9 protein-coding genes are annotated in these 12,566 nt (G+C 64.1%); 8 read left to right on the top strand and 1 reads right to left on the bottom strand.

The window, feature by feature from the left end; translation table 11 throughout:
• Positions 1-7: 7 nt before the first annotated feature.
• The 8 genes from ftsZ to FJ930_RS17115 all read left to right on the top strand — a co-directional run bounded on the left by ftsZ (position 8) and on the right by FJ930_RS17115 (position 10,156).
• A complete protein-coding gene (gene ftsZ, locus FJ930_RS17155; RefSeq protein WP_140743323.1) occupies positions 8-1,696 on the top strand; it encodes a cell division protein FtsZ in 1,689 nt (562 codons plus the stop codon).
• A 279-nt stretch (positions 1,697-1,975) separates the two neighbouring features.
• Complete coding sequence (lpxC, locus tag FJ930_RS17150) at positions 1,976-2,926, top strand: UDP-3-O-acyl-N-acetylglucosamine deacetylase (protein WP_140743321.1); 951 nt, start codon at positions 1,976-1,978, stop codon at positions 2,924-2,926.
• A gap of 263 nt (positions 2,927-3,189) precedes the next feature.
• Complete coding sequence (locus FJ930_RS17145; RefSeq protein ID WP_141839296.1) at positions 3,190-4,059, top strand: outer membrane protein assembly factor BamD; 870 nt, start codon at positions 3,190-3,192, stop codon at positions 4,057-4,059.
• Between the two features lie 228 nt (positions 4,060-4,287).
• Entirely contained in the window at positions 4,288-5,961 is a 1,674-nt protein-coding gene (gene recN, locus FJ930_RS17135) for a DNA repair protein RecN (protein WP_141839292.1), read from the top strand.
• A 112-nt stretch (positions 5,962-6,073) separates the two neighbouring features.
• On the top strand, positions 6,074-8,278 hold the full coding sequence (gene ligA / locus FJ930_RS17130; RefSeq protein WP_141839290.1) for an NAD-dependent DNA ligase LigA: 2,205 nt from the start codon (positions 6,074-6,076) through the stop codon (positions 8,276-8,278).
• Positions 8,278-8,970 carry a TIGR02453 family protein gene (locus tag FJ930_RS17125; protein WP_141839288.1) on the top strand — a complete coding sequence of 231 codons (693 nt, stop codon included), beginning with the start codon at positions 8,278-8,280 and terminating at the stop codon, positions 8,968-8,970. Before ligA ends, FJ930_RS17125 begins: the two co-directional genes overlap by 1 nt.
• A gap of 164 nt (positions 8,971-9,134) precedes the next feature.
• On the top strand, positions 9,135-9,863 hold the full coding sequence (locus FJ930_RS17120) for an AzlC family ABC transporter permease (RefSeq protein ID WP_140743309.1): 729 nt from the start codon (positions 9,135-9,137) through the stop codon (positions 9,861-9,863).
• On the top strand, positions 9,860-10,156 hold the full coding sequence (locus FJ930_RS17115) for an AzlD family protein (protein WP_140743307.1): 297 nt from the start codon (positions 9,860-9,862) through the stop codon (positions 10,154-10,156). The genes FJ930_RS17120 and FJ930_RS17115 overlap by 4 nt, the downstream gene beginning before the upstream one ends.
• Positions 10,157-10,396: 240 nt before the next feature.
• On the opposite strand, the gene FJ930_RS17105 is transcribed toward FJ930_RS17115, so the two are convergent.
• Positions 10,397-12,241 (bottom strand): aminopeptidase P family protein, encoded by a 1,845-nt coding sequence (locus FJ930_RS17105; RefSeq protein WP_141839286.1) that lies wholly within the window; start codon positions 12,239-12,241, stop codon positions 10,397-10,399.
• Positions 12,242-12,566 lie beyond the last annotated feature (325 nt).

The raw sequence follows: 12,566 nt of genomic DNA, 5'->3' as shown, positions 1-12,566 counted from the left end.
GGAGACAATGACCATCAATCTGCAGAAGCCGGACATCACCGAGCTTAAGCCACGCATCACCGTGTTCGGTGTCGGCGGCGGCGGCGGCAACGCCGTCAACAACATGATCACCGCCGGGCTGCGCGGTGTCGAGTTCGTTGTCGCCAACACCGACGCCCAGGCGCTGACCATGTCGAAGGCCGACCGGCTGATCCAGCTCGGCGCGCATGTCACCGAAGGTCTCGGCGCGGGTTCGCAGCCGGAAGTCGGCCGCGCGGCGGCGGAAGAATGCATCGACGAGATCATCGATCACCTGTCCAACACCCATATGTGCTTCGTCACCGCCGGCATGGGCGGCGGCACCGGCACCGGTGCCGCTCCGGTCGTTGCGCGCGCCGCGCGCGAGAAGGGCATCCTCACCGTCGGCGTCGTGACCAAGCCGTTCCACTTCGAAGGCCAGCGCCGCATGAAGACGGCCGACATGGGCATCGAAGAGCTGCAGAAATGCGTCGACACGCTGATCGTGATCCCCAACCAGAACCTGTTCCGGCTGGCCAATGACAAGACCACTTTCGCCGATGCCTTCGCCATGGCCGACCAGGTGCTCTATTCCGGCGTCGCCTGCATCACCGACCTGATGGTCAAGGAAGGCCTGATCAACCTCGACTTCGCCGACGTGCGTTCGGTCATGCGCGAAATGGGCAAGGCGATGATGGGCACCGGCGAAGCTTCGGGCGAGGGCCGCGCAATGGCAGCGGCGGAAGCGGCAATCGCCAACCCGCTGCTCGACGAGACCTCGATGAAGGGCGCCAAGGGCCTGCTGATCTCGATCACCGGCGGCCGCGACCTCACCCTGTTCGAAGTCGACGAAGCGGCAACCCGTATCCGCGAGGAGGTCGACCAGGACGCAAACATCATCCTGGGCGCCACCTTCGACGAGGAACTGGAAGGCGTCATCCGCGTCTCGGTGGTCGCCACCGGCATCGACAAGTCGGCGGCTGAAATAGCCGCCGCGCCGATCTCGATCCGCGCCGCGCCGCAGAAGCCCGCCCCCCGTCCAGCCGTTGCCGCCGTCGAAAGCCGCCCGGCGCCGGTCCAGCAGACCGTTTACGAGCCGCGCACCGTCGATCCGGTAGCGGAAGCGATCCAGTTGGCCGAAGCAAATGCGGCGGCCATGGCTCAGCCGCGTCCGGCACCGGTTGCCCATGCGGACGATTTCCGCCCGCAGAGCAAGATCTTCCAGGCGCCGCCCGCGCAGCCGCAGCCGATGGTGCAGCCGGTTCCCCAGCAGATGATGCAGCCGGCTCCGCAGCCGCGCGAAATGCTGCGTGAGGTCCAGCAGCCGGTCGCGATGGCCCCGCAGCGCATGCCGCGCGTCGAGGACTTTCCGCCGGTCGTGAAGGCCGAGGTCGAAGCGAAGAGCCGTCCGGCAGACCACCACGAGAACAGCGGACCTATGGGCCTGCTGAAGCGTCTGACCAATGGGCTGACCCGCCGCGAGGAGGAGCCCGCACGGCTGCAGCCGGCGCAACCGCGTGAACCGAAGCTGCGCCAGGCCGCGCCCGAAGTGCGCCGCCTCGCCAGCCAGGACGCGCAGCTCTACGCACCGCGCCGCGGCCAGCTGGATGAGCAGGGCCGCCTGACGCCGCAGACCAGGGCGACTCAGGACGACGATCAACTGGAGATCCCGGCGTTCCTGCGCCGCCAAGCCAACTGAGTAGTTAACGGACTGTAACAATTGTTAACAGGCAGGCAAGGAATTGCTTGCCTGTTAACGTTTAAAGTTGTGGAAAATCAAACGCTTATGATGCTGTACATGTTCCAGTTCGCGGTTACAGAGAGTAAGAAACCGTGATTTGGAGTCTCCTTGCCGGGACATTATCTTCGCCGCCTACCATAGTCGGTCTGCCGGGATTTCGGGGAAGTGGCCCTGCCTGCCGATTTCACAAGAGCCGCGCCCTCGGGCTGGAGAAGCGGCCCTAGGCATTTCGGGCTTATGGGGATTGTCTTGCACGACTATCAGACGACAGTGAAGACGCGCGCGTCGCTTACAGGCACCGGCGTTCACAGCGGCAAAGAAGTTTCCATCAGTTTCCTGCCCGCGGATGCCGACACTGGCATCGTGTTCCAGCTTATCAATGAGGAAGGGCAGGGCCGCGAGTTCCGTGCCCTATTTTCCGAGATCGGTGCCACGGACCTTTGCACCATGCTCGGCGATCCTTCGGGCGAGCACATCGCCACCGTGGAGCACATAATGGCCGCGCTGTTCGGGCTCGGCATCGACAATGTCGTCATCGAGATCGATGGGCACGAAGTTCCCATTCTCGACGGCAGCGCCATGGCCTTCGTGGAAGCCATCGACCAGGCGGGTATCGAAAAATTGCCGGTCAAGCGGCGCTACATCAGGGTCGTCAAGCCGGTCCGCATCGAGAACGGTGCTTCCTGGGCGGAGTTCAGACCCTATGACGGCACCCGCTTCGAGGTCGAGATCGATTTCGAAAGTCCGGCGATCGGGCGTCAGCTCTTTGCTTCCGACATCAATGCCGACATCTTCCGCCGTGACATCGCGCGGGCCCGCACCTTCGGCTTCATGAAGGATGTCGAGCGGCTGTGGGCCGCCGGCTACGCCCTGGGATCCTCGCTGGAGAATTCTCTGGTGATTGGTGACGACAACCGCGTCATCAACATGGGCGGCCTGCGCTACCCCAACGAATTCGTGCGCCACAAGACGCTGGACGCCATGGGCGACCTGGCGCTGGGCGGCGCCCGCTTCATCGGCTGTTTCCGTTCCTATCGCGGCGGCCACAGGCTGAACGCCGCGGCGCTGCGGCGCCTGCTGTCGGACCGCACGGCTTTCGAGATCGTCGAGACGACACGCCGCGAGCGTGGCCGCGCGGCGGAGATGAGCGCCGTCAATGCGCCGCTCTATGCGCCCTGGATGATCTGAATCCCTTAGCTTTTTTCGATTCCCTTGGAGACGGCCGGTGTTGCAGGAATGCACCATCGGCTGGTGAAATCACAGGGATGTCGAGGCTCCGACCGACCGCCACAAAAATGTGCGATTGGCTAGACATAGCGTTGCCCGGCAAGGCGGTTATGGTCTATGGCTGCTGCCGTCGATTAGTGCATGTCGCTCAAAAGTGGGGACCAGTTTTGGGGGAACTGCATGCAACGGGCATTAAAATAACGCCGAAAGGGCGGAATCCAATCATGTTCTTCAAGCGAGTCGGTCAATCGAAAGTGCCGCAGTGGTCTGTTTTTCTGGCGCTTTCGGTGGTTGTTCCATCGCTCTTTCTGTCGGCCTGCATGTCGTCGGAGAAAGATATCGACCTTTCGACCTATGTCGACCATACCGAGCCTGGGGACGTTCTCTACAATCAAGGCCTCGCCAATCTGAATGCCGGGCGGCTGGACGAGGCGAGCAAGAAGTTCGACGCCGTCGACCGCCAGCATCCCTATTCGGAATGGGCCCGCAAATCGATGGTGATGGGCGCGTTCGCCGACTATCGAAAGGGCAGCTACGACGAGGCGATCTCGTCGGCCAAGCGCTACCTGGCGCTTTATCCGTCCACCGATGACGCCCCCTATGCGCAGTACATTATCGGCCTGAGCTACTATCGCCAGATCAAGGATGTGACGCAGGACCAGAAGGAAGCACGCCAGACCGTGCAGACCATGCAGGATCTGGTGACGCGCTGGCCGAATTCGGAATATGTCGAGGACGCCAAGCAGAAGATCCGCTTCGCCAACGACCAGCTCGCCGGCAAGGAAATGCAGATCGGCCGCTATTATCTGGAGCGCCGCGAATACATCGCCGCCGTCAAGCGCTTCCGTACCGTGGTGGAGAATTATTCCAACACGCGTCATGTCGAGGAGGCACTGGCCCGCCTGACCGAAAGCTACTACGCAATGGGGCTCACCTCGGAGGCCCAGACCGCCGCCGCGGTGCTCGGCACCAACTACCCTGACAGTTCATGGTATAAGGATTCCTACAAGCTCCTGCAGAGCAACGGGCTGGCGCCGCGCGAGAATGCCGGGTCGTGGATATCCAAGGCCGGGAAGCTGATCACCGGCGCCTGACCCGCGGTACCCCGGACCGAAGCGTGCATAGCGCGTTTTTTCGGATTGATCCGATGCGCAAACAAAAAGATAGTGCGGCGCTGCGACTCCAATCGGTCGCGTGCCGCTTTGAAGCGCGTCGTGCTTGAACGGATCCATGCGACGCGCTTTAAGTCTTTTGCTTTCGTGCATGTCGTTATCCCAAGACCGGGTCCACTTTTGGGCGGCATGCAATAGGTCCGGGTTCTGATGCTTTCCAGATTGTCGATCCGCGATATCGTCCTGATCGAGAAGCTGGATATCGACTTCCAGCCGGGCCTTTCCGTGCTGACGGGTGAAACGGGCGCCGGCAAATCCATCCTGCTCGATGCCCTATCGCTGGCGCTCGGCGCGCGCGGCGACGCCTCGCTGGTGCGTCATGGCGCGGCACAGGGCCAGGTCATCGCCGTCTTCGATGTGCCGCGCAACCATCCGGTTCGCGCGCTGCTTGCCGAAAACGCCATAGAGGATGATGGCGACGTCATATTGCGCCGTGTGCAAACGGCGGACGGCCGCACGCGCGTGTTCGTCAACGACCAGCCATCCAGCGTGACCCTGATGCGCGATGTCGGCCGCGCGCTGGTCGAGATCCACGGCCAGCACGATGAGCGCGCCCTGGTCGATCCCGGCGCACACCGTGACGTGCTCGACGCATTCGGCGGCCATCTCGGCGTCGTTCGCTCGACCGGCGAGGCCTGGCGGCACTGGCGCGCCGGCGAGCAGGAGCTTTCGCGCCACCGCGCCAAGGTGGCGGCAGCGGCGCGCGAGGCCGACTATCTGCGTGCCGCGGTCGCGGAATTGACCAGGCTCGATCCGCAGCCTGGCGAGGAAACCGAACTTGCCGAACTGCGCGCCCATATGATGCGCGCCGAGAAGATCGCTTCCGAAATCCATGATGCGCAGGATGTGCTGTCGGGCCCGTCCTCACCCTTGCCGCAGCTCGCCAGCCTGCTGAGACGGCTGCAGCGCAAGGCGACGGAAGCGCCCGGCCTGCTCGAGGACGTGGTCAAGTCGCTGGACGAAGCCATGCTGTCGCTCGACGCGGCGCAATCCGGTGTCGAGGCCGCGCTTCGCGCCACTGAATATGACCCGCAAAGGCTGGAGAAAGCCGAGGAGCGGCTGTTCTCGCTGCGCGCGGCGTCGCGCAAGCACAGCGTCGCCGTCGACGACCTGGCGCAGTTGCGCGACACGATGGTTGCCGATCTTGCCGATCTCGATGCCGGCGAGGAGCGGCTGCACGGGCTGGAGAAGCAGGCCGCCGCCGCACGCGAGGCCTATGACATTGCCGCCGCGCAGCTTTCCTCGCTTCGCCATGCGGCGGCCGTCGGGCTGACCAAGGCGGTGATGGCCGAACTGCCGGCGCTGAAGCTCGAACGCGCCGCCTTCATCGTCGAGATGAAGAGCGAGGCCGAGAGCCGCATGGAAGAGGGCATCGACCAGATCGAGTTCTGGGTGCGCACCAATCCCGGCACGCGGCCCGGGCCGATGATGAAGGTCGCCTCCGGCGGAGAACTCTCCCGCTTCCTGTTGGCGCTGAAGGTGGCGCTGGCCGACCGTGGCTCGGCGCCGACGCTGGTTTTCGACGAAATCGACACCGGCGTTGGTGGCGCCGTGGCCGACGCGATCGGCCAGAGGCTGGCGCGCCTGTCGAAGCGCGTGCAGGTGCTGTCGGTCACCCACGCACCGCAGGTGGCGGCGCGCGCGGCGACGCATTTCCTGATCTCCAAATCGGGCAGCACCGACCGCGTGGCGACCGGAATCGCCGAGATGGACAGGACGGCGCGGCAGGAAGAGATCGCGCGTATGCTGGCCGGTGCCACCATTACCGACGAAGCGCGCGCCGCCGCCGAGCGGCTGCTGCGTGAGAACACTACCGCGGCATGAGAATATCCGGCGTCATGGAGCGAGTCAGGATATGGCTCCATCCTGCTGTTCAGCAATGATTTTCCCGAAATCCTGATTTATTGTGACGTGCCATTGTCCAAGGAAGCTTTCCATGTCGGAAAAACCAGTCGATTCGCTCGATGAAAGCGAGGCGGAAGCCGAGCTGAAGCGCCTTGCGGCGGAGATCGCCGAGCACGACCGGCGCTACCATACCGAGGACGCGCCTGTTATCACGGATGCGGAATATGACGCGCTGGCGCGGCGCAACCTCGCCATCGAGGAGCGTTTTCCCGGTCTGGTGCGCGAGGATTCGCCGTCGCGCAGGGTAGGCGCGCCGCCGGCGGAGGGCTTCGCCAAGGTGCGCCACGCCGTGCCGATGCTCAGCCTCGCCAAGGCTTACACCGACGAGGACGTCGCCGATTTCATCGTGCGCGGCCGGCGGTTCTTCGACCGCGACAAGGACCTCGACATCGCCTTCACCGCCGAGCCGAAGATCGACGGGCTATCGGCTTCGCTGCGCTATGAAAAGGGCGTCTTCGTACAGGGCGCGACGCGTGGCGACGGTGCGGTGGGCGAGGACATCACCGCCAACCTCAGGACCATCGCCGATATTCCTGCCAGGCTGAAAGGCTCGGGCTGGCCTGATGTCATCGAGATACGCGGCGAGGTCTATATGACCTATGCCGAGTTCGAGGCGCTGAAGGCACGTTCGGCCGCGGCCGGTGGCCAGGATTACGTCAATCCGCGCAACACGGCTGCCGGCTCACTACGCCAGAAGGATCCTTCCGTCACCGCCAGCCGCAACCTCAAATTCTTTGCCTATGCCTGGGGCTACACCACGGAAGATCCAGCCCCGACCCAGTATGATTCGGTCCAGAAATTCGCCGATTGGGGGTTCAAGATCAGTCCCCTGATGGTGCGGGCGAAGTCGGTCGAGGAACTGGTCGCGCACTATCACCGGATCGAGGAGCAGCGGTCGTCGCTGGGCTATGACATTGACGGCGTCGTCTACAAGGTCGACCAACTCGAATTGCAGCGCCGCTGGGGTTTCGTCACCGGTGAGCCGCGCTGGGCAGTCGCGCACAAATTCCCGGCCGAGCAGGCGATGACGACGGTGGAGAAGATCGACATCCAGGTCGGCCGCACCGGCACGCTGGCGCCAGTCGCACGGCTGGCACCGGTGACGGTCGGCGGTGTGGTGGTCGAGAACGTCACGTTGCACAATGAGGATTACATCAAGGGCTTTGACAGCAACGGTCTGCCGATCCGCGATGGCATCGACGTGCGCATCGGTGATACGGTGGTCATCCAGCGGGCAGGGGATGTGATCCCACAGATCGTCAGCGTCGTCATCGACAAGCGCCCGGCTGATGCCATGCCTTACGAGTTCCCGCATACCTGTCCGGTTTGCGGTTCGCCGGCGACGCGCGAGATCAACGAGAAGACCGGCAAGGAGGATTCGCGCCGCCGCTGCACCGGCGAGCTGATCTGCCCGGCGCAGGCCGTGGAAGGGCTGCGGCACTTCGTGTCGCGCGGCGCCATGGACATAGAAGGCCTGGGCGCTGAAAACATCGACCTGTTCTTCAATTCGGGACTGATCAAGACAGCCGCCGATATCTTCACGCTCCGGGATCGCCGTCCGGCCGTCACCAGGGCGCTGGCCGAGCGGCGCGAGGAGCAGGCCAGGCAGCGCGAGGCGGCGTCCGGCAAGACGCGCAAGAATGTGCGCGGCGTCGAGGACCGCAACTATGAGGGTCTCGACAAGCTGTTCGCGGCCATAGACGCGCGCCGCGAACCGGAACTCGATCGTTTCATCTTTGCGCTCGGCATCCGCCATATCGGCGAGACGACGGCGGCCGTGCTTGCCCGGACCTTCTCGACGATCGAGGAGTTGATCCGCGTCGGCAAGGAGACGGCGGCGGCGGAGGACCCGCACACAGTCTTCCCGTCGATCAACGGCATCGGCGACACAGTGATCGACGCGCTGCGCGATTTCTTCGGCAATGAGCGCAATGACGACGTGCTCGACAAGCTGCTCGAACAGGTCAAGCCAAAGCCGTATATCGTCACGATCTCGACCGACAGCGAGGTCGCCGGCAAGACGATCGTCTTCACCGGTTCGCTGGAGAAGATGACGCGTTCCGAAGCCAAGGCGATGGCCGAACGGCTCGGCGCCAAGGTAGCTGGTTCGGTTTCGGCCAAGACCGATCTGGTGGTGGCGGGACCGGGTGCCGGCTCCAAGCTCAAGCTTGCCAGTGAACTCGGTGTCGAAGTCATCGACGAAGACACCTGGCTGCAGCGGGTCGGCAAGGCGTGATGTCGGGCGAATTCAAAGGGTTCGGTCCAAAGGCCATTCCGTTCCTGAAGGCCCTCGATTTCCACCAGAGCCGGGAGTGGTTCCTGGAGAACCGGGAATTGTTCGAAAAGGAATTGCGCGATCCCCTGGGCGATCTCGTCGAAACGCTGACGCAGCGTTTCTTGGCAGCCGGGCTCGGCCTGCGTGGCGACCGCAAGAAGTCGCTGTTCCGCATCAACCGCGACGTCCGCTTCGCCAAGGACAAGCGGCCCTACAACAGGCATCTCTCCGCGATCCTGTCGCCCGACGGCAGCAAGATGGAGCAAGGCGTGTTCTACGTCCATATCGGGCTGGAGGGTTGCTTTGCCGGTGTCGCCTGGTGGCAGCCGGAGGCGGCGCTTCTGTTGTCGATGCGCCGGGCCATCGAGACATGGCCCGAGAGGTTTCGCGCCATGGTGAAGGCGTTGAACAAGAATGGCCTCGAGCTCGATGCCGAAGGCGGCATGAAACGCACGCCGCGCGGCTTTGAGCACGTCGTGGACAAAGATCTCGTTGCCGCCATCCGCAACCGGCATTTTGTTGTTCGCCACGTCATCGACCCAGCTGGCATCCATGGGCCGGAACTGGTCGAGGAACTCGTCGATTTCACCCTGCGCGCCAAGCCGCTGCTCGACTGGGGCAGGGCGATCGAAGGCAAAATCGCGCAGGATTGAATAGTCGACGCCGCGATCCGGCGATGATTTCCGCTGATCGTTTGGCTCAAGCGAATTCGTGTGACAAGGCGGGGCATGCCACCTACATACCGCCTCTCCCTTTGTTGTTGTGCATGTCCCCAAACCGCCACGCACTTTTGGGCGACATGCATCAGGAGTGGTCGATGGCGACGGACGTGATTTCAGAAAGCGGCGGCAAGAGCGAGTTCTGGCAGGGCGTGCGGCTGTCCATGCCGGTCGTGGTGGCGTCGGCGCCATTTGCCGTGCTGTTCGGAGCGCTTGCCGTCGACCAGGGCTTCTCGGTCTTCGAAGCCTTCCTGATGAGCGCATTGGTGTTCGGCGGCGCCAGCCAGATGGTGGGCATCCAGCTGTTCGGCCAGCATGTCGCGCCATGGCTGATCGTGCTTTCGATCTTCGCCGTCAATTTCCGCCATGTGCTCTATTCCGCCGGGATCGGCCGGCGCATCGCGCACTGGCCCGTCATCCAGCAGGCGCTCGGCTATTTCATCCTTACCGATCCGCAATACGCGGTGGCCGAAGCGCGGGCGCAGTCGGGGCAGACCGTCGGCTTTGCCTGGTATCTGGGGCTCGGCCTGCCGGTCTATCTGTTCTGGATCACCGAAAGCGCGCTCGGCGCGGTGTTCGGCAAGCTCATCCCCGACACGCATGCGCTGGGTATCGATTTCCTGCTGCCGATCTATTTCCTTGGCCTTGTGATGGGGTTTCGCAAGCGGCCGCTGTGGCTGCCGGTGGTCATCGCCAGCGGCTGCGCCTCGATCATCGCCTACAAGACGGTCGGATCGCCCTGGCATGTCTCGATCGGCGCCGTTGCCGGCGTGCTGCTCGCCGTCATCCTGCCGCCGCACCATAGCGGCGTGGGAGAGCAGCCATGAGCACGACATTCTGGATCATCATCGCTGGCGCGATCGCCACTTATCTGACGCGCATCGGCGGGCATCTGGTGATTTCGCGCTTCGAAAACATCCATCCGCGCGTCGAGGCCGGCCTCAATGCGGTGCCGGCGGCGGTGCTGACGACACTGGTGGCGCCGGAACTGTTGAACGCCGGACCGGCCGAATGGGCGGCCCTGGTCGTCACGGCGGTGGTTTCGCTGCGTGGCGGGCTGATGGCGATGTTTCTGGCGGGTGCCGCGGTGCTGATCCTGGCGCGGCAGTTCATCGGATAAGAGCTCTGCCTCGCGATGCTTCCAACGTAGGCGCCGCACCTCATTGCCCTGTCGGGCATTTCTCCCCGTATAGGGACGGGGAGAAAGACGCTGTCATCGACGATTTCGCCAACTGTAGGCGCTGCAAAAAAAAGGCGGCGAGGTTGCGGCCAGCTCCCTTCTCCCGTCACTATGCGGGGAGAAGGTGCCGGCAGGCGGATGAGGGGCAGCGCCAACCTTCCAAGCTGAATATCGGCCGCCTCAAATCTTGGCGTCGTGCGGCAGCGGTGCGGTCGCCTTTTCCAGCCAGGCCAGCGTTTCGCCGTCGAGCATCGGGCCGATTTCGGCCAGCACGCGGGCGTGGTAGGTGTCCAGCCAGTGCAGTTCCTCGCGCGTCAGCAGGTCCGACCGCACCAGCCTGATATCGATCGGCGCCAGCGTCAGCGTCTCGAAGCCGTGCATGGCGATGTCGCCGCCCTCGATCTGTTCTGCCGGCGTCACCAGGATGAGGTTCTCGATGCGGATGCCGTAGGAGCCTTCCTTGTAGTAGCCGGGCTCGTTGGACAGCATCATGCCTTCGAGCAGCTTTTCGGTGCCGGTGCGGGCGATGCGCTGCGGGCCTTCATGCACGGCCAGATACGAGCCGACGCCATGGCCGGTGCCATGGGCGAAGTCACAGCCATGCTTCCACAGCGCCATGCGGGCGACGGCATCGATCTCGGAACCGCGCGTGCCGGCTGGGAAGCGCAGCGTGGAAATGCCGATCAAACCTTTGAGCACCAGGGTGAAGCGTTCGCGCATTTCCTCGGTCGGCTGGCCGATCGGCACGGTGCGGGTGATGTCGGTGGTGCCGTCCTGATATTGCGCGCCGGAATCGAGCAGGAACAATTCGCCGCTTTGAAGCTTGCGGCTGGTGGCGCGCGACACGCGGTAATGCATGATGGCGCCGTTGGGGCCGGCGCCGGAAATGGTGTCGAAAGAGACGTCGCGCAGCGGCATCTGCGTTTCCTCGCCGGTCTGCCGGCGTGTCTCTTCCAGCCTGGTGACGACGGCGATCTCGTCAAGCGAGCCTGGCTTCTGGCGTTCCAGCCAGCACAAGAGTTTTGCCACCGCCGCGCCGTCGCGGCGATGCGCGGCACGCGAGCCGTTGATCTCGGCCTGGTTCTTGGTGGCGCGCGGGATGCGGGCCGGGTCGGGCGCGGCGATCACCGTGCCGCCATTGTCCTCGACCAGCATGCGCAGCCTGTCGGCCGCGAGCACCGGGTCAAGCGCGATCTTCGCGCCACCCCTGGCCAGGGCCACGATCGCCGCTTCGAATTCGACGGGCTCGTGCGGATCGGCGAGTTGCGTGAGATAGGCCGCGACCTGGCGCGAGAATTTGCGCTTGTCCATGAACAGCTGATGGGACCCATCGGCGGCCAGGATGGCGAAGCCGAGCGCCAGCGGCGTGTGCGGCACGTCACCGCCACGGATGTTGAAGGCCCAGGCGATGGAGGAGGGATCGGTCAGCACCGCATGGGTGGCGCCGTCCTTGCCGATCGCCGCCGCCAGCCGCGCCAGCTTGTCCTTGGCGAGCTCGCCGGCAAAGCCGATCGGGTGCAGCTCGACCGGCGTCACGGGCGCCGCGGGCTGGTCCTTCCAGATGACGTCGATCGGGTTTCTGTCGAGCGGCACCAGGACGGCGCCCGTCTTGTCGGCCGAGGCCTGCAGCGCCTTGACCTCGCTGATCGTGTGCAGCCATGGATCGAAGCCGAGCCGCGCGCCCTTGCCGATATTCTCGCGGAGCCAGACGGCGGGCGGGTTGTCGACCAGGCTTTCGATCGAAAAGACGTCGAGGTCGACCTCATTGCGCACCTGCAGCGTATAGCGGCCGTCGACAAAGACGAAGGCGCGGTCACGCAGGACGATGGCGACCCCGGCCGAGCCGCTGAAGCCGGTCAGCCATTTCAGCCGCGCCGAACGGTCGGCGACATATTCGCCCTGATGCTCGTCGGCGCGTGGAACGATGAAGCCGTCCAGGCCATTCGCCGCCAGCCATTGGCGCAGCAGCGCCACGCGCGGCTTGCCGACTGCCGGGTCGCCGGCGGAATCGAAGGTCTGGAACATGATGGGCCTCCTGATGTCAGTTCGACCGTAGCCTATGGACCCGGAAATCGGAATCGGTTTCCGGCTGGCGCAAACTGCTACAGCGTCGCCAGGCTGACAACCGATCGCGCTTGGTCCAGCGGCAGCACGAAGGTCGATGCCGCTGAAACACGCTTTCAGCCGGCAACAGCCGTGCTTTCTCGGTTTGGCATTTGACGCGCCCGATATTCATTGATGCAAAATCGCAACGGGCGTGCGCGGATTGCTTTCCAGCGCCTGCTTGTTTGGTTTCGGCAATCCTCGCGGCTTGTCTCGGGCCGGCGCTTTTCGTAGCGTTGTCATGGGT

It is taken from the genome of Mesorhizobium sp. B2-4-15 (genome assembly GCF_006658505.1).
GTDB lineage: Bacteria > Pseudomonadota > Alphaproteobacteria > Rhizobiales > Rhizobiaceae > Mesorhizobium.
This window is presented reverse-complemented; position numbering and strand designations above follow the sequence as displayed.

Excerpts from the sequence above, each read along its gene's own strand:
- FJ930_RS17145 (WP_141839296.1), top strand. The coding sequence starts at position 3,190 with ATGTTCTTCAAGCGAGTCGGTCAATCGAAAGTGCCGCAGTGGTCTGTT.
- FJ930_RS17120 (WP_140743309.1), top strand. The coding sequence starts at position 9,135 with ATGGCGACGGACGTGATTTCAGAAAGCGGCGGCAAGAGCGAGTTCTGG.
- FJ930_RS17115 (WP_140743307.1), top strand. The coding sequence starts at position 9,860 with ATGAGCACGACATTCTGGATCATCATCGCTGGCGCGATCGCCACTTAT.
- FJ930_RS17125 (WP_141839288.1), top strand. The coding sequence starts at position 8,278 with ATGTCGGGCGAATTCAAAGGGTTCGGTCCAAAGGCCATTCCGTTCCTG.
- FJ930_RS17105 (WP_141839286.1), bottom strand. The coding sequence starts at position 12,241 with ATGTTCCAGACCTTCGATTCCGCCGGCGACCCGGCAGTCGGCAAGCCG.
- recN (WP_141839292.1), top strand. The coding sequence starts at position 4,288 with ATGCTTTCCAGATTGTCGATCCGCGATATCGTCCTGATCGAGAAGCTG.
- lpxC (WP_140743321.1), top strand. The coding sequence starts at position 1,976 with ATGGGGATTGTCTTGCACGACTATCAGACGACAGTGAAGACGCGCGCG.
- ftsZ (WP_140743323.1), top strand. The coding sequence starts at position 8 with ATGACCATCAATCTGCAGAAGCCGGACATCACCGAGCTTAAGCCACGC.
- ligA (WP_141839290.1), top strand. The coding sequence starts at position 6,074 with ATGTCGGAAAAACCAGTCGATTCGCTCGATGAAAGCGAGGCGGAAGCC.